This is a genomic window from Kitasatospora sp. NPDC091207 (assembly GCF_044768625.1).
Classification (GTDB): Bacteria; Actinomycetota; Actinomycetes; order Streptomycetales; family Streptomycetaceae; genus Kitasatospora.
The window spans coordinates 161767-182708 of the sequence record NZ_JBIVVS010000002.1 but is presented as its reverse complement, the minus strand read 5'-3'; the positions used below and the strand labels follow the sequence as shown (position 1 = coordinate 182708).

Below are 20942 nucleotides of genomic sequence, written 5' to 3'. Positions count from 1 at the left end.
TTGGGAGGACCCGGGCGCTTCCGGAACGCGCCCCTCGTGCGCCGTCGGGTATTCGACCGCCCCCCCACCAGTACCTGCGCATGACTTGCAAGTACTTCCTCCCCGAGGGAAAGATGGCCCAGCTCCGCACGCTCCCCCGAAAGGACGACACGATGTCCAGCCCCGCCGCAGGTGCCACCGCCGTCAGATGGCGCGACCGGCTCACCCGTGAGGAGTGGGTCCGCCTGGCCGGCATGGGCGGCTTCATCCTCGCGCTGCACGTGATCGGCTGGTTCACCCTCCTCGCGGTCATCGCACCCGAGCACTACGACGTCGGCGGCCAGGTGTTCGGCGCCGGTATGGGCCTCACCGCCTACACCCTGGGCATGCGGCACGCCTTCGACGCGGACCACATCGCGGCCATCGACAACACCACCCGCAAGCTGATGGGCCAGGGCAAGCGCCCGCTCTCGGTCGGCTTCTGGTTCTCGCTGGGCCACTCCTCGATCGTCTTCGGCCTCTGCGCGCTGCTCGCCTTCGGCATCCAGTCCCTGGCCGGGCAGGTCGAGTCCGACGACTCCACCCTGCACGACACGACCGGGCTGATCGGCGTCACCGTCTCCGGAACGTTCCTGCTGCTCATCGGCCTGATCAACCTGGGCGCCTTCAACGGCATCCTCAAGGTGTTCCGCAAGATGCGCGAGGGCGAGTTCGACGAGGCCGAGCTGGAGGAGCAGCTCGACAAGCGCGGCTTCATGAACCGCATCCTGGGCCGGGTGACCAGGGCCGTCACCAAGCCCTGGCACATGTACCCGGTCGGTCTGCTCTTCGGACTCGGCTTCGACACCGCGACCGAGGTCTCGCTGCTGGTCCTGGCGGGCGGCGCGGCCGCGTTCCAGCTGCCCTGGTACGCGCTGCTGGTGCTGCCGGTGCTGTTCGCGGCGGGCATGAGCCTGCTGGACACCATCGACGGCTCGTTCATGAACTTCGCCTACGAGTGGGCGTTCTCGAAGCCCGTCCGCAAGATCTACTACAACCTGACCGTCACCGGTCTCTCGGTGCTGGTCGCGCTCGTCATCGGCTCGATCGAGCTGCTCGGGCTGCTCGGCGAGAAGCTGGACATCACCAGCGGGCCGATCGCCTGGATCGGCGAGCTGGACCTCAACTTCGTCGGCTACGCGATCGTCGGCCTCTTCGTGCTCACCTGGGTGGCGGCGTTCGCCTACTGGAAGCTCGGCCGGGTCGAGGAGAAGTGGTCGGCGGGCCTGGCGGCCGCGGCCGAGAAGGCCGAGTAGTCGAAGGGCCGGTGAGCGGAGCGCCCGAACAGTCGAACGGCGGGCCGGCCCGGGGTGCGAGCCCCGGGCCGGCCCGCCGTTCCGGTGGTCCGGGGTTGTCCGACCGCCTGGTGTCCGGCCGTCCCCCCCGGCCGGGCCCGGGGTCGTCTCCCCGGGCGGTGCCGCGGCGCCCCGCGGTGGCCCGGTCGTGACGCCCCTCCGGTGGGGCGGGCGTCCGGAATCCGCCCGACCGGTCGGGCGAGCGTCCGGAATCGGCCAAAGTTGCGAAGGGTGGGGATCGGTGGAAACCCCTACGGAAGGCCGGAAAGCGGCCCGGCCGCCGCGGTCAGGGCATCGCGGGCGCGAAGCGGCCGGTCGGGCCGGCCGCCAGGGTGCGGTCGAGCAGGGCCAGCGCCCGTAACTCGGCCACCCCCTGGTCCGGGGCGCGGACGTACAGCACCAGGCCGACGCCCCCCGGGACGGCGCAGGCCCGGACGTGCTCCAGTCCGTCGCCCGGCCCCGCGCACCCCCACAGAGCTGCCTGGACGTCGGCGGCCCCCGCCTCGCCCGTCGGCGCGGCGGAGACCTCCAGAAGGGTCAGGTGGACGGAGAACACCGACTGGTCAGTCCCAGCCGATGCCCGGGGTGCCGGTGGGGTTGTCCCAGCCGATCGCACCCGGCTGCGCGAAGTCCCAGCCGATACCGCTCCCGGCGGCCACGCCGGCCGCGGTGGCGGTGACGGCGGTGGTGGGCGGCTGGGCGGCGAAGGCGGGTGCTGCGGCGGTGGCGAGGGAGAGTGCGAGGGCGGCGGCGGCGAGCAGCCGGACGGTCTTGGGCACGGCGGGTCCTGTTCTGGGCACAGTGGTTCAGGGCGCGAAGGGGCGGAGCGCGGGGCGGTGGACGAGCACGGGGGCGGTGACCGTGGGGAGGGTGCACGCACGGGGAATCCTGCCGGTGGCGGCCCTGTGGCGGGAGGGGCGGCCGGGGGCAGCAACAGGACAGGCAGCAAGCTGCAACCGGCTGGCGGAACGGCCGCGGGTGCGCCTGCCGGCCCGGTCGGGGACCGCCGGCCGGGCCGGCCCGCGGGCCCGCCGGTACGGCAGCGGGACCGGCGGCCGGGGCCGCTCGCCAGGGCGGCTGCCGGTGGTGCTGCGTCGGCGCCCGCCGCTCGCCCGGCCGGCGCTCCCGCGCGGCTGTCGGCGTGGTTCCCCGGGGCGGGCCGGTGTACACCCGGGCCGCTTGACCGGATCATGCCTTGTGACGCCGGTGTCGCGGCGCAAGGATCGAGCCGCGGATCGCCCGATAATCCCATTGCGACGATCAGGGGTCGTGGAAGTGCTGGAACTGCTGGGGCTCGACACCACCGCGGAGGCCGTCTACCGCGAGATGCTGGCCGACCCCGAGGGTGGCGTCGCCGAGCTCTGCGAGCGGCTCCGCCTCCCCGAGCGCGCCGTCCGGGAGGCCCTGGACCGGCTCGCCGACCTCACCCTGCTGCGCGCCTCCCGCGACCGCCCCGGGGCGTTCTGGCCGGTCAGCCCGGAGCGCGGCCTGGAGCTGCTGCTGCGCCGTCAGGAGGAGGACCTCGCCCGGCGCCAGCAGGAGCTGGCCGTCTCCAAGGCGGCGGTGGCACGGGCGGTGGCCGAGTACGCGACGCTGCGCGCGAGCACCCTGGTGGACGGCGGTGAGCGGCTGGTCGGGCTGGACGCCATCCAGGCCAAGCTGGAGGTGCTGACCGCCCGGCTGACCTCCGAGTGCCTCGCCGTGATGCCCGGCGGCGCGCAGTCCGCGGCCAGCCTGGCCGCCTCCCGGCCGCTGGACGAGGACGCCCTGGTGCGCGGGGTGAGCCTGCGCACCATCTACCAGGACAGCGTCCGCAACGACCCGGAGACCCTCGGGTACGCGCAGTGGATGACCGGGCTCGGCGGCAGGGTGCGCACCGCGCCGGTGCTGCCGCCCCGGATGCTGGTGTTCGACCGGTCCACCGCCGTGGTGCCGATCGACCCGGAGAACACCCGGCTCGGCGCGCTGTGCACCGAGGAGCCGGGCATCGTCGCCTCGCTGGTCGCGCTCTTCGAGCAGACCTGGGAGACGGCCGCCCCGCTCGGCACCCAGCGGGCCGAGGACGCCGGGACGGGCCTGAGCGCCGGCGAGCGCGAGCTGCTGCGGCTGCTGTCCACGGGGCTCACCGACGACGCGGCGGCCAAGCGGCTCGGCGTGTCGGTGCGGACGGTGCGCCGGCAGATGGCCGCGTTGATGGAGCGGCTGGACGCGGGCAGCCGGTTCGAGGCGGGCCTGAAAGCGGCTCAGCGGGGCTGGCTGTAGGGCGGGCCGGCGCCCTGGGCCGGCCGGCCGGTCCGCCGACACGTCCGCCGTCCGGTCCGGGTCCGGTCCGCGTCGGGTCCGTTGCCCGGTCCGCCGACCCGGCCGCCGTCCGCCCGTCGGCGCCGAGTCTGTAGCGCGCGTCACAGCTTCGGGTGCGATCTCCCCACCGGTACCGGATTGTTCACCGCCGGGGGCTTGTCGCGTCATTTTCTACGCGCGTATCTTAAGGCGCTGCGGGGGCTGTTCCGGATCCTCGCACCTGCACTTCTACGCGGGTAGCGCGCGGTCCGCGCCTGCCTGACCCACCCTCACGTCCCGGCGGCCCCACGACCGCCGGACGAAACGTGCCGCCCCCGTTGCCGTGCCGCCGTGCGCCACGACAGACCAAGGAGTCCCGTCCAGGTGACCACCTCCCCCGCTCCCCGCCCGCGTTCGCGCCGCGCCCTGCTCCGCGCGACCCTCCTCCCGGCCGGTCTGGCCGCCTCGCTGGTGCTCGTCCCGCTGCCGGCCGCGGTGGCCGCGCCCTCGGCCGACGCGGTGATCGCCGAGGTGTACGGCGGCGGTGGCAACTCGGGTGCCACGCTGAAGAACGACTTCATCGAGCTGGCCAACAAGGGCGGCGCCGCCTTCGGCCTGGACGGCTGGAGCGTGCAGTACATATCCGGCACGCCCGGTGCCACCTCCCAGTGGGGCGTCACCCCGCTGACCGGCGCGGTCGCGCCCGGTGCGCGCTACCTGGTCGCCGAGGCGGCCGGTGCGGCCGGCACCGTCGAGCTGCCGACCCCGGACGCGGCCGGCGCGCTGGCCCTGTCGGGCACCAGCGGCACCGTCGCCCTGGTCCGCGGCACCGACCCGCTGACCTGCAGGACCGCCGCCGACTGCGCCGCCGACCCGCGGGTGCGGGACCTGGTCGGCTTCGGCACCGCCGTCGTCCACGAGGGCTCGGCCTCCGCCGCCGGCGCCTCCAACACCGCCTCGGTGGCCCGCAAGGCGGGTCTCGCCGACACCGACGACAACGCGGCGGACCTCACCGCGGGCGCCCCGACCCCGACCAACGGCAAGGGCGAGGTCGCCGAGGGCTCCACCCCGACCGGCCCGACCGAGCCGGGCACCGTCCGGATCCACGACATCCAGGGCACTACCCGGGTCTCGGCCCGGACCGGCACGACGGTCGCGGGCGTGCCCGGCATCGTCACCGGCGTACGCGGCTACGGCTCCAAGGGCTTCTGGATCCAGGACCCGAACCCGGACGCCGACCCGGCCACCAGCGAGGGCGTCTTCGTCTACACCGGCAGCGCCACCCCGACCGTCAAGGTCGGCGACTCGGTGCTGGTCACCGGCAAGGTGACGGAGTACTACCCGAACTTCAACGGCGGCTCGCAGTCGCTCACCCAGCTCACCAACCCGGCCGTCACCGTGCTCTCCGCCGGCAACCCGCTGCCGGCGGCGGTCGTGGTCGACACCCGCAACATCCCCGGCACCTACACCCCGCAGGCCCCGGCCGGCGGCACCATCGAAGCCCTGCCGCTCCAGCCGGAGAAGTACACCCTGGACTTCTACGAGTCGCTGGAGGGCATGCGCGTCCAGGTCAAGGACGTCCGGGTGATCCAGGCGACCGACAAGTACAACGAGCTCTGGGTCGCGGCCGACAAGCAGGACCAGAAGAGCCGGCGCGGCGGCGTGCTGTACGAGTCCTACCAGGAGCCCAACGTCGGCCGGCTGATGGTGCAGCAGCAGGCGCCGGTCACCCAGCAGCCGTTCCCGGTCGCCAACGTCGGCGACGTGCTGACCGGCACCACCGACGGCCCGCTGGACTACAACAGCTTCGGCGGTTACACCCTGGTCGCCGGCACCCTGGGCGCGCTCCAGGACAACCACCTGCAGCGCGAGGTCACGGCCCAGCCGGCCGACCGCGAGCTGACCATCGCCACCTACAACGTGGAGAACCTGGCGCCCGGCAACCCGGACGCCAAGTTCGCCGAGCTGGCCCAGGCCGTGGTCACCAACCTGCGCTCGCCCGACGTCCTCGCCCTGGAGGAGATCCAGGACAACAACGGCGCCAAGAACGACGGCACGGTGGACGCGAGCCAGACCGTCGCCAAGTTCGTCGCGGCCATCAAGGCGGCCGGCGGCCCGGCGTACGAGTGGCGCTCGATCGACCCGCAGGACGGCAAGGACGGCGGCGAGCCCGGCGGCAACATCCGCCAGGGCTTCCTCTTCAACCCGCTGCGGGTCTCCTTCACGGACATCCCCGGCGGCAGCGCCACCACCGCCGTGGACGTGGCCGGCAGCGGCGCGGCCACCGCGCTGACCGCCTCGCCCGGCCGGATCGCCCCGGCCGACGAGGCCTGGGCGAACAGCCGCAAGCCGCTGGTGGGCCAGTTCTCCTTCCGCGGCAAGAAGGTCTTCGTCATCGCCAACCACTTCAACAGCAAGGGCGGCGACCAGGGCATCGACAGCCGGTTCCAGGCCCCGGCCCGCAGCTCCGAGGTGCAGCGGACCAAGCAGGCCACGCTGGAGCAGGCCTTCGTCGCGAAGCTGCTGGCCGCCGACAAGGAGGCCAAGGTGGTCTCGCTCGGCGACTTCAACGACTACCAGTTCTCGCCCGCGCTGGCCGCGCTCACCAAGGACGGCGTGCTGCGCGACCTGGTGAACGAGCTGCCGGAGACGGAGCAGTACTCCTACGTCTACCAGGGCAACTCGCAGGTGCTGGACCACATCCTGGTCAGCCCCGAGGTCGGGTACGCCAAGTACGACGTGGTGCACATCAACAGCGAGTTCGCCGTCCAGGCGAGCGACCACGACCCGCAGGTGGTCCGTATCAAGCCGTAGGGCCCGCGGTACGACCGAGGGGGCGGTGACCGGGTGTCCGGTCACCGCCCCCTCGGGGTCGCGCGGCTACTTGAGGGCGGCGAGCACCGCGTCCGCCATCACCTTCTCGCCGGTGGCGTTGGGGTGGAACGGGACGGCCGGCGTGCCGGGCAGCGCGCCCTCGATCCAGCGGTCGGCCGAGCAGACGTCGTGACCCCTGGTCGGGGTGGCGGTGTCCACGTAGGTGGCGCCGCCCGCGGCGGCGGTGGCCTTGAGCATCCCGTTGAGCTTGCCGAGCACGCCGTGCAGGTACTCGACGTCGCCGGAGGTGACCGGCTGGGCGAGGAAACAGTCCGAGCCGTCGGCGGGCAGCACGGACGGGTAACCCACCACCAGCACGCGGGCCTTGGGGGCCTTGGCGTGGATCTGCCGCAGAACGTCGGCGAGCTGCGGCGCGGCGCCGTTGATCCGGTCGGTGAGGTCGTCGCTGCCGTACTGCCAGGACCAGCTCGACCAGTCCCAGTGGCCGTGGTTGTAGACGTCCTTGCAGGGCGTGCCGAGCGGGTTGACCACGGCGCCGCCGATGCAGGTGGCGATCACCTCGGCGATCCCGAGCGGGGTGACGCCGAGGTCGTTGCCGCCGATGCCGAGGGTCACCAGGTCGGTGTCGGCGGTGACGGCGTCCAGCTGGGCGGCGCCGCCCCACGGCAGGCCGGGGTACTGGGGCTGCGTCATCGCACTCACCTTGGCGGCGGAGCAGGTGACGTCGGTGTACGCCTTGGCCTGGAGGGCGGCGGCCACCAGGTGGCCGTAGTTGCGGTCGGAGCGCAGGCAGAGGCCGGCCGACTGGCCGGGTACCCCGGCCCCGGCGGCGTAGGAGTCGCCGAGGGCCACGTAGTGCCGGGGGGCGGGGGTGGCGGCCTGCGCGCTGGTGGAGGTCAGGGCGAGGACCGCGCCCAGCGCCGCGGCGCCGAGCAGGGCGGACTTCCGGGAGGTGCGGGTCGTGCGGCGATTCCGGGCAGGGCTGAGCACGGGTTCCTCCTGGGGGAGAGAGAACGAGTGGGGGTCGTGCGAGCCGGGCCACAGCTTTACTACCGACAGGTAAGTTACTGCCAGGTTTCGAATCCGTCCATGCGCGGCGCGGAAATTCCCGAAAAACCGTCAGAAGCATTTCGGAATAACGCTCCACCGTGTATCGAAGGTATTTCCGAAACGCCCCGGAGCGGAATTCCCGCAGTAGCTTGTTACCCACCGGTTGACGCGCCCCGCCGCAGGCCGCAGTATCGGGCGCACGCCGCACCGCCGGATCACCGGCCGCACCGCCGGATCACTGATGGAGGAGAGCGCATGGCCCTGGACGCCGATGTCATCGTCATCGGAGCCGGCCTCGCGGGCCTCGCCGCGACCGCCGAACTCGCCGACGCCGGACGGCGGGTGATCCTGCTCGACCAGGAACCGGCGGCCTCGCTCGGCGGGCAGGCGCACTGGTCCTTCGGCGGCCTCTTCCTGGTCGACTCGCCCGAGCAGCGCCGGATGCGGATCCGCGACTCGCACGCGCTCGCCCTGCAGGACTGGCACGGCACCGCCGGCTTCGACCGCCCCGAGGACGCCTGGCCGCGCCGCTGGGCCGAGGCGTACGTCGACTTCGCGGCGGGGGAGAAGCGGGCCTGGCTGCGCGCCCAGGGCGTGCGGTTCTTCCCGGTCGTCGGCTGGGCCGAGCGCGGCGGGCTGCTGGCCGACGGGCCCGGCAACTCCGTCCCCCGCTTCCACATCACCTGGGGCACCGGGCCCGGTCTGCTCGAACCCTTCGTCCGCCGGGTCCGGGCCGCCGCCGAACGCGGCCTGGTCGACCTGCGGTTCCGCCACCGGGTCACCGGGCTGTCCGCGCACGCCGGCGTCACCGACACGGTCGCCGGCGAGGTGCTGGTGCCCAGCGGCGCGGCCCGCGGCACGGCCAGTTCGCGCGAGGTCGCCGGTCACTTCGAACTCCGCGCCCAGGCCGTGATCGTCACCTCCGGCGGCATCGGCGGCAACCACGACCTGGTCCGCAAGGCCTGGCCGGCCCGGCTCGGCACCCCGCCCGACCGGATGCTCTCCGGGGTGCCCGCGCACGTCGACGGACTGATGCTGGGGATCACCGGCGAGGCCGGCGCCAACCTGATCAACGGCGACCGGATGTGGCACTACACCGAGGGCATCGAGAACTGGGACCCGATCTGGGCCCGGCACGGCATCCGCATCCTGCCCGGCCCGTCCTCGCTCTGGCTGGACGCCCGCGGCCGCCGGCTGCCCGTCCCGCTCTTCCCCGGGTTCGACACCCTCGGCACCCTCGAACACCTGCGGACCACCGGGTACGACCACACCTGGTTCGTGCTCAGCCAGAAGATCATCGAGAAGGAGTTCACCCTCTCCGGCTCCGAGCAGAACCCCGACCTGACCGGCCGTTCGCTGCGCGGTGTCCTCGGCCGGGCCCTGCCGGGCGCCCCCGGCCCGGTCCGGGCCCACCTGCGGCACGGCCCCGACTTCGTGGTCGCCGGCAACCTGCCGGACCTCGCGCGCGGCATGAACGCCCGGACCCGTGAGGCCCTGATCGACCCGGACGAGCTGCGGCGCACCGTCGAGGCCCGGGACCGCCAGCTGGCCAACCCGTTCGCCAAGGACCTCCAGGTCACCGCCATCCACGGGGCCCGCCGCTACCTGGGCGACAAGCTGATCCGCACGGCCGCGCCGCACCGGATCCTCGACCCGGCCGCCGCCCCGCTGATCGCCGTCCGGCTGAGCATCCTGACCCGCAAGTCGCTCGGCGGGCTGGAGACCGACCTCTCCGCCCGGGTGCTGCGGCCCGGCGGCGAGGTACTGGAGGGCGTGTACGCGGCCGGCGAGGCGGCCGGCTTCGGCGGCGGCGGCGTGCACGGCTACCGCTCGCTGGAGGGCACCTTCCTCGGCGGCTGCCTCTTCTCCGGCCGCACGGCGGGCCGGGCGGCGGCGGCCGCGACGGCGTAGCGGGCGGGCCCTCGCGCGGCGGTAGGGGGCGGGCTCGCGCGGCGGCCTGCAGCCGGGCCGGAAGGAGCGCCCTGGTCCGGCGAGGCTCCTCGGTTCCGCGCGGGCCGGAGGGGTCGGCGGTGACGGGTGCCCGGACGCGGGGCGGCCCGCCGCGGCCCGAGCCGCCCGATGTGACCGGTGCGACCGGTACCGACGGGGCGGCCGGTGAGGAAGACTGGGGGCAGGATCTGACGGGTGGTCGACAACCCGTCGGCGTGACGCATCGCGAGAGGGCAGGGCATGACTGGTCGGGGGGCCGTACTCGGAGGTCGCTACACGCTGACCGAGTGGATCGGTGGCGGCGGCATGGGCGCCGTCTGGCGTGCCGACGACGGGGTGCTGGAGCGGCAGGTGGCGGTCAAGGTGCTGCACGCGGGCCTGCTGGAGGAGGGGACGTTCGCCCGGCGCTTCCGGCGCGAGGCCCAGTTGCTCGCCGCGATCAGCCACCCGGGCATCGTGGACGTCTACGACTACGGGGAGAGCGGCGGCGAGGGCGGCGCCGAGGGCGAGCGGATCGCGTACATCGTGATGGAACTCGTCGACGGGCGGCCGCTGGACAAGGTCCTCGCCGAGGACGGGCCGATGCCGCCCGAGCGGGTGCTGAGCATGCTCGCCACGGCGCTCGACGCGCTGCACGCCGCGCACCGGCAGGAGATCGTGCACCGGGACGTCAAGCCGTCGAACCTGATGGTCGGAGCCGACGGCCGGGTGACGGTGACGGACTTCGGCATCGCCCGGGCGCTCGTGAGCACCACGCTCACGGCGACCAACGTGGTGATCGGCACCGCGCTGTACATGGCGCCCGAGCAGGCCGGCGGCGGGGGCGTCACACCGGCCTCGGACCTCTACTCGCTCGGCGTGGTCTGCTACGAACTGCTCACCGGCCTACCGCCGTTCACCGGCGAGAGTGTGGTCGAGGTCGCGCTCAAGCACGTCCAGCAGCCCGCACCGGAACTGCCGGAGGAGTTCCCGCCGGCGGTACGGGAGTTCGTGGCGCGGGCACTGGCCAAGCAGCCGGGGGACCGGTTCGCCGACGCCGCCGCGATGGCGGCCGCGGCCAGGGCGGCCGTCGGCGACCGGTCCGCGCCGGTCGCCGCGGTGGTGCGGGCCGTTCCCCCCGTCGTGCCGGCGGGCCCGGCGGTCGAGGTCGCCCGGGTGACGCCCCGGACCACGCCCGAGCCCCCCGCGCGCCGGACCTGGCGCCGCTTCCTGGTGCCCGTCGTCGTCCCGGTGATCATCACCACCGGCGCCGCCACGGTCCTGCTGGTCGACCGGAGCCCGTTCCAGGCGCAGGGGCAGACCCCCGGGGCACAGCCCGCCGTCTCGGTGTCCGCCACCGTGATCACCGACCCGCCGACGGCCGGCACGCCGACGGCCGAGCCCGTCCCGACCACGCCGTCGGGCGCGGAGACGACGCCCGGCACCCCGCCGCCGGACCAGCCCGGGGCCACCCCCGCGCCGACCACCGGCGGGCAGCCCGCGGCCCCGGCGCCGAACCCCGCCGGCGGGGCGACGACGGGCGGCACCGGGTCGTCGGGTGGTTCGTCCGGTGGTTCGTCGGGCGGTTCGTCGGGCGGTTCGTCGGGCGGTTCGTCCGGTGGGTCCGCCGCCACTCCGCCGAAGGCGGGTAGCGGTAGCGGCGGCGGTAGCGGTGGCGGGGCGGCGTCCGCACCCAACCAGCCGGCGCCGCCGGCCCCGGCGCCCAACCAGCCGGCCCCGGTGCCCAATCAGCCCGCGCCGTCGGTGCCCGCGCCCGACCAGCCCGCGCCCAAGCCGACCCCGTCGACTCCGCCCGCGCCGGCCGTGCCCGCCGGGTGCGGCGGCGCCAACTGGGGTGCCATCGTCAATGTGGCCGACGGCCAGAAGCTCGGCCTGTCCACCGACAGCCCGGCGCCCGGCGCCGCGGCCGTCATGGGCGGGACGACCGCCTACGGCTGGGTCCGCTCGGCGCCGAACCCCGGCGGCTGGTACGAGATCTACCCGTGCAGCCTGAGCGGCCCGGCCCTCGTCCAGGACGTCGACTTCTCGAACCAGGTGAGCCAGAAGGTGCTGCTCTCACCGGGGTTCAGCTTCATGAACAACTGGTCGGTGGTCGGCGCGAGCACCTCGGGCGCCTACTACCTCAAGGACTACATGGGGTCGACCTGTCTGACCGACAACGGCGCGGGCAAGCAGGTCACCATGACCGCCTGCACTCCGGGCAACAAGTACCAGGAGTGGCGGATGCCCTGATCCCGGGCCCCGTTCAGCCCGCCCCGCCCGCGTACGCCAGCGGCGGGAGGACGGCCTGGGCGTCCCGGCCGGCGAACCAGAGGCCGATCATGAAGGCGGTCGTCGCCTCCAGCAGCCCGGCGCGGTCCAGGCCGCCGGCCGGCACCGGATCGGCTCCGAGGTGGGCGGCCAGCCGGCCGACCAGGGCCACCGCGGCCCGGTCGTCCCCGCAGAGCGGGACGGCCAGCGGGCGCCCGTCGAAGACCGGCGGGGTGCGCCGCCAGACGCTCTCGTGGCAGAGGTTGAACGCCTTCACCACGTGCGTGCCGGGCGCGGCGGCGGCGATCCGCTCGGCCATCGACGGCCCGCCGGCCGTGGTGAGGGTGAGCGTGCCGCCGGCGATCGGGTTGGTGCAGTCGATCAGCACCCGCCCGGCCGGCGGGGCCGCCCGGGCGACCACCCGCTCCACCTGGTCGGCCGGTACGGCGAGCAGCACCGCCTCGCCGAACTCCGCGGCCGCCGCCGGGTCTTCCAGGGCCCGCGCGCCCTCGCCCAGCTGCCGCGCCGCCGCCGCGGCGCGGGTGGCGTCGCGGGCGCCGAACGCCACCTCGTGCCCGGCCCGGGCCCACTGCCCGCCGAGCGCCCGCGCCATACTGCCCGCTCCGATGATGCCGACCCGCATCTGAGATCCCCTCCTGCGCCGGCCCGGTCGGCCGGTTCGGGATGACTCTAGGAACGGCGATGGTTACCGATCGGTGCGTGCCGGGCCGGAGAGAATGGGGGCGTCGATGACGGCGGACGGTGTGATGGGTGCGGGTGCGGGTGCGGGTGCGGGTGCGGGTGTCGGGGGCGGGGTGTTCCTGGCGGACTGCCGGGCCCGGCTGGCCTTCGATCTGCTGGCCAACACCTGGAACTCGGTGGTGCTCTGGGCCCTGCGCGACGCCCCCGAGCGCCCCGGCGAGCTGCGCGCGCGGATCGGCGGCATCAGCGCCAAGGTCCTCACCGAGACGCTGCGCCGGCTGGAGTTCAACGGTCTGGTGGAGCGCCGTAGTTATCCGCAGGTCCCGCCGCGTGTCGAGTATGCCCTGACTCCGCTCGGCCGCACGTTGCTGCCCAGTCTGGAGGCGCTGGGGGAGTGGGGCTTCCGGCACGGCGACGCGGTGTTGGAGGCCCAGGACCGGGCGCTGGAGCGGGGCTGACCTCCGGTCGTGCCGGGGCGGCGTCCGTGGGCGGGACGTTGTGCCGGTTGGAGTTCAACGGTCCGGTGGAGCGCCGTAGTTATCCGCAGGCTCCGCCGCGTGTCGAGTATGCCCTGACTCCGCCGGGTCGCACCCTGCTGCCCAGCTTGGAGGCGCTGGGGGAGTGGGTCCGACCCCCGGTCAGGCCGGGAGTGGCGCCCGTCGCCGGCGGCGGGCCCCGACGACGGCGGCGACGATCGCGCCGATCGCCCCGGCGAGGAACAGCAGCCCGCCCCCGCCGATCGCGGCCAGGGCGCCGAGCAGCCTCCCCGGGAGGGCGGCCGAGTCCGCGCCGTTGTGCCAGACCACCCGCTCGCGGACGGCCGAGGCGTCGACGCTGCCCTGCTGGTCGGTCAGGTACATCCGGGAGTCGAGCGAGTCGACGCGGTTGTCGCCGAGCAGGAAGAGCCGCCCCGCGGGGACGACGGCGTCGTACTGCGCGAAGGTGCCGTTCGGCGAACCCTGGTAGGTGTAGGGCTCGGCGAGCGGCTGCCCGTTGAGGGTGAGGCCTCCCTGCGGGCAGCAGGCGAGGTGGTCGCCGCCGAGGCCGACGACGCGTTTGGCGACCATGCCCCGCAGGCCCCAGGGACTGTCGACCAGGACGACGTCGCCCCGCCGCACCTCGTCGCCGCGCACCTTCTCGGTGATGATCTGGCCGCCCTGCACCAGGGTCGGGGCCATCGCCTGGCTCGGCAGGTTGTGTACGGAGTAGCCGAACGCCAGCAGGGCGCATCCGAAGGCGGCCGTCAGCAGACCCGCCACCCCCACTCCGACCGACGTCCACAGTGGCCACCGCTTCGGACCCGCCATCGTCAACCGTCCTTCCTTGATCCATTGGGACGGGCCACACCTTAGGGCGCGGCGCCGTCGGCGGATCCGGCGGGTGTCGGGACGGGGCTGGTCGAGTGGGTGCCGGGACGGGGCCGGCCGGACCCTAGTTGTCGTCGGTGAGGCCGAGGCGCAGGTGATCGACGTGGTAGACGGCCTGGTCGAGCAGGGCGGCGACGTGGTGGTCGTGGAGCGAGTAGACCACCGAGCGGCCCCGGCGTTCGCCGACGACCAGGCCGAGGTTGCGCAGCAGGCGGAGCTGGTGGGAGCAGGCGGACTGCTCCATGCCGACGGCGTCGGCGAGTTCGGTGGCGCCCCGCGGGCCCTCCCGCAGCTGGGCGAGTATCAGCAGGCGGGAGGGGGTGGCCAGGGCCTGGAGGGTGCTCGCCACCTTGGCCGCGTTGGACGCGTCGAGGCGCATCTGCGGCACGGTGTTCTCGGCGGCTGCGTGTCCCATGGGGGCATCCTACGGGCAGCCGCCGCCGATGGATGAAAGCTTGTTCATGTGTTCCTGTATGGTGACGGCCATGTCCGCGACGCCCGTCTCCAGTGCCCTGCTCACCCGGCCGGCGGCCGCCGCCGCCCCCGCGACGGCACCGCCCCGCCGCACCCGGGTGCTCGCCCTGCCCGAGGCCCGCTGGGCGGCCGCCGCCACCGCGGCCTTCCTGGCCGCACTCGCCCTCCAGTTGCTCGACGGCCCCGGCTGGGCCCGCGGCACGCTCTACGCGGCCGCCTACCTGGCCGGCGGCTGGGAGCCCGCCCTGGCCGGGCTGCGGGCACTGCGCGAGCGGACCCTCGACGTCGACCTGCTGATGGTGGTCGCCGCGGTCGGCGCCGCCGCCATCGGCCAGGTGCTGGACGGCGCCCTGCTGATCGTGATCTTCGCGACCAGCGGCGCCCTGGAGGCGCTGGCCACCGCCCGCACCGCCGACTCCGTCCGGGGCCTGCTCGACCTCGCCCCCGCCACCGCCTGCCGGCTCACCGCCGACGGCCGGGAGGAGAGCGTCCCCACCGCCGCGCTCGCCGTCGGCGACACCGTGCTGGTCCGCCCCGGTGAGCGGATCGGTGCCGACGGCCGGGTCCTCGACGGCCGCAGCGACGTCGACCAGGCCACCATCACCGGCGAGCCGCTGCCCGTCGCCCGGTCCGTCGGCGACGAGGTGTACGCGGGCACGCTCAACGGCTCCGGCGCGCTGCGGATCCGGGTCGAACGCGACGCCGCCGACTCGGTGATCGCCCGGATCGTCGCCATGGTGCAGGAGGCCTCCGAGACCAAGGCCCCCACCCAGCTGTTCGTCGAGAAGGTCGAACAGCGCTACGCCGCCGGCCTGGTGGCCGCCACCCTGCTGCTGTTCGCCGTCCCGCTCGCGCTGGGCGCCGAGCTGACCGGCACCCTGCTGCGCGCCATGACGTTCATGATCGTCGCCTCGCCGTGCGCCGTGGTGCTGGCCACCATGCCGCCGCTGCTCTCCGCCATCGCCAACGCCGGCCGGCACGGCGTGCTGGTCAAGTCCGCCGTGGTGATGGAGCGGCTCGGCCAGGTGGACGCCGTCGCCCTGGACAAGACCGGCACCCTCACCGAGGGCACGCCGAGGGTGGTCGAGCTGCGCCCGCTGGGCGTCACCGAGGGCGAGTTGCTGGCCCTCGCGGCCGCCGCCGAACACCCGAGTGAGCACCCGCTGGCCCGCGCGGTGGTCGCCGCCGCCCGCGAGCGCGGCCTGACGCCGCCCGCCGCCACCGACTTCACCGCCACCCCGGGGATCGGCGTGCGGGCCGTGGTCGGCGGCGCGGTCGTCGCGGTGGGCGCCCCCGGCCCGTACCGCGCGCACCCCGCCGTCACCGCGCTGGAGGAGGCCGGCCGTACCGCCGTCCTGGTGCTGCGCGACGGCGAACCCGTCGGCGTGCTGGGCCTCGCGGACCGCCCGCGCGAGCAGGCCGCGGCCGCAGTCCGGGGTCTGGCCGCGCTCACCGCCCGCCCGCCGGTGCTGCTCACCGGCGACAACCGGCTCGCCGCCGAGCACCTCGCCCGGGAGGTCGGCCTGACCGACGTCCGGGGCGGGCTGCTGCCCCAGGACAAGGTGGCGGCGGTCCGTGACCTGGCCGACCGCGGGCACCGGGTGCTGATGGTCGGCGACGGCGTCAACGACGCCCCCGCGCTGGCCGCCGCGCACAGCGGGGTCGCGATGGGCCGGGCCGGCTCCGACCTCGCCCTGGAGACCGCGGACGCGGTGGTGGTGCGCGACGAACTGACCGCCGTCCCGGCCGTGGTGGCGCTGTCCCGGCGGGCCCGCCGGCTGGTCGTGCAGAACCTGGTGATCGCCGGGACCTTCATCACCGTCCTGGTGCTCTGGGACCTGGCCGGTACGCTGCCCCTGCCGCTCGGTGTCGCCGGGCACGAGGGCTCCACCGTGATCGTCGGCCTCAACGGGCTGCGGCTGCTGCGCGAACGGGCGTGGCTGCGGGCCCTCCGACAGGAAGCCCCGAACGGCGGGGCCGCGAACCACGAGGAGTGCTGAGCCGATGAGCCGTCGAGACCGTGAGCGCGGTGGCACCAAGGGGGCCGCGGCCCCGGTGACCGTCACCGTCTGCCGGGGCTGCTGCTGCGGCACCCGGGAGAAGCACCCGGACGTCGACCACGCGGGCCAGTACGAGCGGCTGCGCGAGGCCGTCGGCGCGGCGGGCAAGGTCCGGGCGGTCAAGTGCCTGGACGCCTGCGCGCACTCCAACGTCGTGGTGGTCGGCCCGTCGAGCGAGGGCCGGGCGGCGGGCGGCCGCCCGGTCTGGCTGGGCTGGGTCCTGGCGGACGACATGGTCGAGGAGATAGCCGAGTGGGTGCACGCCGGCGGCCCCGGCCTGGCCGAGCCGCCCGGGCTGCTCGACCTCCAGCAGGTCACCGTCTCCCGCCGGGTCCGCGACGGCCTGCCGGGCTGAGGCCTTCGGGAGCCGGGCCCGCGGAGCGCCCTCCGCCGGGGCGGTCCGCGGGGCGGGCCGGGGCACTACCATTTACCGGGCGCCCCGGCTTGGGAGGAATCACGACGTGACCACGGTCTGCCGCATCTGCGCGGGCACCGGCCGCACCGCCGGTCTCAGCTGCCGCACCTGCCAGGGCACCGGCACCACCGAGGTCGGCGGCGGTGGCGGCAACTGCTTCCTCTGCGACGGCACCGGTGTCTACGTCCGCTACCGGGTCGACGCGGCCGGCGCCAAGCACGCCTACCGTGACGAGGTCTGCCGCACCTGCGACGGCACCGGCAACCGCGCCCCGTCCAGCTGGGACGAGATCGCCCCGCCGCCCCGCTGAGCGCCCCGCCCCGCTGTGGCCCGCTGTCTGAGTCCCGCTCAGCCGAGTGCCGTTCCTTCGGACGGCGGCAGTGCGTCAGGACCCGGCGGCCCGGGGCGGATGATCCCCGCGGTCCCCGGGTGCCCGGAGCGGCTTTGCCGAGACATGGTCGAACATTGGCGTTCGACTGACCGGCACGCCGGTGCGCGTTCACCGGGCGTCCGTGTGCGGTCAACGCTTCGCTGGAAGAGTCCCGCCCATGGATATCCCCAACATGGGCGTGCCCGCGAAGCTCGCCGACCGCATGAGCATGGCCGAGCAGCACGAGTACCTGCGGGCCCGCTTCTCCCGCCGCCGGATGCTGCGCTCCGGCGCCGTCACCGTCGGTGCCCTGGCGGTGGGCGGTGCGCTGGGCAGCGGCACCGCGAGCGCCGCGCCCGCCTCCCCGCAGCTGCTGGCCGGCGGGGTCACCGACGGCATCGACGGCGCGCTCGTCGCCCCGATCGGCCGGCACCTCGCCTTCGGTCCCGAGCCGGACACCCAGTTCCGGGTCTCCTGGCAGGTCCCGGCGCCGGTGAAGAAGCCGTTCCTGCGCTACGGCAAGCAGCCGTGGGACCTCAGCCACAAGGTCCAGGCCGAGGTGCGCACCCTGCACACCCCCGCGCTGACGCCGACCGGCCAGCCGGTGGACCAGTACTACCTGCACGTCGCGCTGGAGGACCTCCAGCCCGACACCACGTACTACTACGGCGTCGGCCACCAGGGCTTCGACCCGGCCTCGCAGCAGGCGGTCTCCGCCCTGAGCACCTTCCGCACCGCGCCCTCGCGCGACCACCGCTGGGGCAAGGTGTACGAGCCGTTCACCTTCACCGCCTTCGGTGACCAGGGCGTCAGCGCCCACGCGGCCGGCAACGACAGCGTCATCCTGGCCCAGAACCCGGCCTTCCACCTGCACGCCGGCGACATCTGCTACGCCGACCCGGCCGGCTCCGGCCAGGACGCCGACAGGACCTCGTACAACGCCAAGACCTGGGACGCCTTCCTGGCGCAGACCGAGACGGTGGCCTCGAAGGTCCCGTGGATGGTCTCCTACGGCAACCACGACATGGAGGCCTGGTACTCGCACAACGGGTACGGCGGCGAGAACAACCGCTTCTACCTGCCGGACAACGGCCCGGACCCGCGGACCGTCCCCGGCGTCTACAGCTTCCGCTACAAGAACGTCGGCGTCATCTCGCTGGACGCCAACGACGTCTCCTACGAGATCCCGGCCAACCTGGGCATCTCGGCGGGCAAGCAGACCAAGTGGCTGCAGCGCACGCTGAAGGACTTCCGCAACGACGAGACCGTCGACTTCGTCGTGGTCTTCTTCCACCACTGCGCCTTCTCCACCACCCACCAGCACGCCTCCGAGGGCGGGGTGCGCGAGGCGTGGGTGCCGCTGTTCGAGAAGTACCGGGTGGACCTGGTGATCAACGGTCACAACCACGTCTACGAGCGCACCGACGCGATCCTCGGGAACAAGGTCTCCAAGGCGGTGCCGAGCGGTGCCACCGTCGAGCCGGCCACCGACGGCGTGGTGTACGTGACGGCGGGCGCGGCCGGCCGCAGCCTGTACAGCTTCGACGCCCCGGACACCTACGAGGGTCACGAGAACCACCTCGACTCGGTGAACACCTACCACTTCGCCAAGGGCGGCGTGAAGGTGACCGAGACGGTCGAGTGGTCCCGGGTCCGGTACACCGGCTACTCCTTCATCAAGGTCGACGTCACCCCGGCGCACCTGGGCCAGAAGTCCTCGATGAAGGTGACCGCGCTCGCCGAGAACGGCACGCAGGTCGACCACTACACCATCGTGCGGAAGGTCGGCGAGGGCTGGGACAGCGCGACCGACGACGACGGCGAGGGCGGCGGCTGGGGCTGGTAGTCCGCTCCGCCACGCTCGGGTGGCCCGGCCGGGGAGTCCCCGGCCGGGCCACCGGCGTGTCCGGGCCCGACCGGTCGGGGCGGGCCGGTCGGGGCGGGGCTGCTGCGGCGGGGTTGCGGCGGCGGGTCTAGCCGAGTGCGGCCAGCTGCGCCGCGAGGGTGTCGCTGTGCTGGAAGGTCAGCCCGGCGAGGGCGACGTGCTTCCAGCGGACCGTGCCGTCGCCGTCCAGGACGAACACCGAACGGCGCAGCCCGAGCCCGGGAACGGCGATGCCGTAGGCGCGGACGACGGTCCGGTCCGGGTCGGCGAGCAGGGGGAAGCCCAGGTGGTGCTTGCGGGCGAACCGCTCGTGGCTGTCCAGGCCCTGCGGGCTGATGCCCCACACGGTGGCGCCGAGTCCGCGGAAGCGGTCCAGGTCGGAGCTGTACGAGCAGAGCTGCTTGGTGCAGACGGGGGTGTCGTCGCCGGGGTAGAAGACCAGGACCAGCGGGCTGCCCTTGGCCTCGGTGAGGCGGTACTCGCGGCGTTCGGCGGTGTCGGCCTCCTCGTCGAGCAGCAGACCGGGCAGGGTGAACTCAGGGGCGGGGGAGCCGACTTCGGGTGGTTTCGCCATCGTTGTCCGATCCTTCGGGTGGGTGGCGCGGTCGCCGCCACCCTATGCCCGGGCACGGTGGCCGGGAGGTTGCCGCTCCTTTGTCGTTGAAGAGTTGATGCCGATCTTCGGAGACTTCGCGGACGTCGTGCAGGAATGCACGCAAGCTCTTCACTTCATAACGAATCAAGCAGTGACACTCCGAGTTTCCCTTCAGTTATTGACGGAATCGTCGGCGCGGGCTTTACTCCGTCCTCTGCCGCAATGCCGCGGCGCAGTCAGGAGGCACCACCCACCATGAACAGAACGACCCGGCGCGCCGCCGCGGGCACCGGCGCGCTGGCGCTGTCCCTCACCCTCGCAGCCTGCGGTCAGAGCGACGGAGCGCCGCAGTCGGGCGGTGTCGGGAGTACGACCATCGGTCTGCTGCTGCCCGAGAAGACCTCCTCCACCCGGTACGAGGCCTTCGACAAGCCGCTGATCGAGTCCACGGTGGCCTCCCTCTGCACCGGGTGCGTCGTCGACTACGCCAACGCGGACGGCGACGAGACCCGCCAGAAGCAGCAGTTCGACGACCTGCTGGCCAAGGGCGTCAAGGTCGTCCTGCTCGACCCGGTGAACGCCAAGATCACGGCCTCCTGGGTGGAGGCCGCCGCCGCCAAGGGCGTGAAGGTCGTCGCCTACGACCGGCTGGCCGAGGGCAAGGTCGCCGCGTACGTCTCCTTCGACAACCAGCGCACCGGCGAGATCCAGGGCCAGGCCCTGCTGGACGCGCTCGGTCCGAAGGCCGCCGCCGCGACGGTCGTGATGATCAACGGAGCCGAGTCCGACCCCAACGCCGCGATGTTCAAGGCCGGCGCGCACCGGGCCCTCGACGGGCGGGTCAAGAAGATCGCCTACGAGCAGTCCGGCGAGTGGAAGCCGGAGGTGGCCCTGGCGAAGACCAACGAGGCCATCAAGACCCTCGGCAAGGACGGCTTCCAGGCCGTGTACGCGGCCAACGACGGCATGGCCGCCTCGGTCATCGAGGCGCTGAAGGCGTCCGGGATCAAGAACGTCCCGGTCGGCGGCCAGGACGCCTCCATCGACGCGGTGCGCCGGGTGCTCACCGGTGAGCAGACCTACACCGTCTACAAGCCGTACAAGCCGGAGGCGGACGCGGCCGGGAGCATCGCCGTCCAGCTGCTGAAGGGGATGGACATCAACGCGGCGGCCAACGCGGGCGTCGACAGCGGCGGGCAGCGGATCCCCTCGCTGCTGCTCACCCCGATCGTGGTGACCAGGGCGAAGGTGCAGGCCACCGTGGTCGGCGGCGGCCTGTACAAGGCGTCCGAGATCTGCGCCGCGCCGTTCGCGGAGGCCTGCGAGGCGGCCGGCGTCAAATAGCGCGCGCCCGGGGCGGCCCTCCCGGGGCCGCCCCGGGACGGTGGCTCGGGGC

18 protein-coding genes and 1 pseudogene are annotated in these 20942 nt (G+C 73.9%); 12 read left to right on the top strand and 7 right to left on the bottom strand.

What is annotated here, in order from left to right; genetic code table 11:
• Nucleotides 1–152 precede the first annotated feature (152 nt).
• Nucleotides 153–1274, top strand: a complete 1122-nt coding sequence (locus ACIQTO_RS05470) for a HoxN/HupN/NixA family nickel/cobalt transporter (protein WP_402384226.1) — start codon at nt 153–155, stop codon at nt 1272–1274.
• Nucleotides 1275–1599: 325 nt separating this feature from the next.
• Here the strand turns inward: ACIQTO_RS05470 and ACIQTO_RS05465 are convergent, their stop codons facing one another.
• Complete coding sequence (locus ACIQTO_RS05465; RefSeq protein ID WP_380572889.1) at nt 1600–1869, bottom strand: hypothetical protein; 270 nt, start codon at nt 1867–1869, stop codon at nt 1600–1602.
• 7 nt (nt 1870–1876) lie between these two features.
• Nucleotides 1877–2092 (bottom strand): hypothetical protein, encoded by a 216-nt coding sequence (locus tag ACIQTO_RS05460; protein ID WP_402383215.1) that lies wholly within the window; start codon nt 2090–2092, stop codon nt 1877–1879.
• 496 nt (nt 2093–2588) lie between these two features.
• On the opposite strand from ACIQTO_RS05460, the gene ACIQTO_RS05455 reads away from it, so the two are divergent.
• Both ACIQTO_RS05455 and ACIQTO_RS05450 read left to right on the top strand, forming a co-directional pair.
• Nucleotides 2589–3575, top strand: coding sequence for a LuxR C-terminal-related transcriptional regulator (locus ACIQTO_RS05455; RefSeq protein ID WP_380573043.1), 987 nt, complete (start codon nt 2589–2591; stop codon nt 3573–3575).
• A gap of 402 nt (nt 3576–3977) precedes the next feature.
• A complete protein-coding gene (locus tag ACIQTO_RS05450) occupies nt 3978–6407 on the top strand; it encodes an endonuclease/exonuclease/phosphatase family protein (RefSeq protein ID WP_402383213.1) in 2430 nt (809 codons plus the stop codon).
• A 66-nt stretch (nt 6408–6473) separates the two neighbouring features.
• Here the strand turns inward: ACIQTO_RS05450 and ACIQTO_RS05445 are convergent, their stop codons facing one another.
• Entirely contained in the window at nt 6474–7418 is a 945-nt protein-coding gene (locus tag ACIQTO_RS05445; protein ID WP_402383210.1) for an SGNH/GDSL hydrolase family protein, read from the bottom strand.
• Nucleotides 7419–7733: 315 nt separating this feature from the next.
• On the opposite strand from ACIQTO_RS05445, the gene ACIQTO_RS05440 reads away from it, so the two are divergent.
• Together ACIQTO_RS05440 and ACIQTO_RS05435 are read left to right on the top strand one after the other, a co-directional pair.
• Nucleotides 7734–9389, top strand: a complete 1656-nt coding sequence (locus ACIQTO_RS05440) for an FAD-binding dehydrogenase (RefSeq protein WP_402383207.1) — start codon at nt 7734–7736, stop codon at nt 9387–9389.
• Between the two features lie 279 nt (nt 9390–9668).
• Nucleotides 9669–11660 carry a protein kinase gene (locus ACIQTO_RS05435; protein WP_402383204.1) on the top strand — a complete coding sequence of 664 codons (1992 nt, stop codon included), beginning with the start codon at nt 9669–9671 and terminating at the stop codon, nt 11658–11660.
• 13 nt (nt 11661–11673) lie between these two features.
• Here the strand turns inward: ACIQTO_RS05435 and ACIQTO_RS05430 are convergent, their stop codons facing one another.
• Complete coding sequence (locus ACIQTO_RS05430; RefSeq protein WP_402383201.1) at nt 11674–12321, bottom strand: NADPH-dependent F420 reductase; 648 nt, start codon at nt 12319–12321, stop codon at nt 11674–11676.
• 124 nt (nt 12322–12445) lie between these two features.
• On the opposite strand from ACIQTO_RS05430, the gene ACIQTO_RS05425 reads away from it, so the two are divergent.
• Together ACIQTO_RS05425 and ACIQTO_RS05420 are read left to right on the top strand one after the other, a co-directional pair.
• Complete coding sequence (locus tag ACIQTO_RS05425; RefSeq protein WP_402384224.1) at nt 12446–12838, top strand: winged helix-turn-helix transcriptional regulator; 393 nt, start codon at nt 12446–12448, stop codon at nt 12836–12838.
• A pseudogene (locus ACIQTO_RS05420) lies at nt 12775–12999 on the top strand (winged helix-turn-helix transcriptional regulator); the annotation flags it as partial. The gene ACIQTO_RS05425 and the pseudogene ACIQTO_RS05420, both read left to right, overlap by 64 nt.
• Before the next feature lie 19 nt (nt 13000–13018).
• Here ACIQTO_RS05420 and lepB read toward each other — a convergent pair.
• Both lepB and ACIQTO_RS05410 read right to left on the bottom strand, forming a co-directional pair.
• Nucleotides 13019–13687 carry a signal peptidase I gene (gene lepB, locus ACIQTO_RS05415; RefSeq protein WP_402383199.1) on the bottom strand — a complete coding sequence of 223 codons (669 nt, stop codon included), beginning with the start codon at nt 13685–13687 and terminating at the stop codon, nt 13019–13021.
• Between the two features lie 124 nt (nt 13688–13811).
• Nucleotides 13812–14162 (bottom strand): ArsR/SmtB family transcription factor, encoded by a 351-nt coding sequence (locus ACIQTO_RS05410; protein ID WP_402383196.1) that lies wholly within the window; start codon nt 14160–14162, stop codon nt 13812–13814.
• 70 nt (nt 14163–14232) lie between these two features.
• Between ACIQTO_RS05410 and ACIQTO_RS05405 the strand changes: the two genes are divergently transcribed.
• The 4 genes from ACIQTO_RS05405 to ACIQTO_RS05390 all read left to right on the top strand — a co-directional run bounded on the left by ACIQTO_RS05405 (nt 14233) and on the right by ACIQTO_RS05390 (nt 18912).
• Nucleotides 14233–16221: a heavy metal translocating P-type ATPase gene (locus ACIQTO_RS05405; RefSeq protein WP_402383193.1), complete on the top strand. Its 1989-nt coding sequence runs from the start codon at nt 14233–14235 to the stop codon at nt 16219–16221.
• 4 nt (nt 16222–16225) lie between these two features.
• Nucleotides 16226–16636 (top strand): (2Fe-2S) ferredoxin domain-containing protein, encoded by a 411-nt coding sequence (locus ACIQTO_RS05400; protein WP_402383190.1) that lies wholly within the window; start codon nt 16226–16228, stop codon nt 16634–16636.
• Between the two features lie 106 nt (nt 16637–16742).
• Complete coding sequence (locus ACIQTO_RS05395) at nt 16743–17006, top strand: hypothetical protein (protein WP_360629539.1); 264 nt, start codon at nt 16743–16745, stop codon at nt 17004–17006.
• A gap of 238 nt (nt 17007–17244) precedes the next feature.
• Entirely contained in the window at nt 17245–18912 is a 1668-nt protein-coding gene (locus ACIQTO_RS05390) for a fibronectin type III domain-containing protein (RefSeq protein ID WP_402383187.1), read from the top strand.
• A 127-nt stretch (nt 18913–19039) separates the two neighbouring features.
• Here ACIQTO_RS05390 and ACIQTO_RS05385 read toward each other — a convergent pair whose 3' ends face one another.
• Nucleotides 19040–19525 (bottom strand): peroxiredoxin, encoded by a 486-nt coding sequence (locus ACIQTO_RS05385; RefSeq protein WP_402383185.1) that lies wholly within the window; start codon nt 19523–19525, stop codon nt 19040–19042.
• A gap of 276 nt (nt 19526–19801) precedes the next feature.
• Between ACIQTO_RS05385 and ACIQTO_RS05380 the strand changes: the two genes are divergently transcribed.
• Nucleotides 19802–20890, top strand: a complete 1089-nt coding sequence (locus ACIQTO_RS05380) for a sugar ABC transporter substrate-binding protein (protein WP_402383183.1) — start codon at nt 19802–19804, stop codon at nt 20888–20890.
• The last annotated feature ends 52 nt before the right edge of the window (nt 20891–20942 follow it).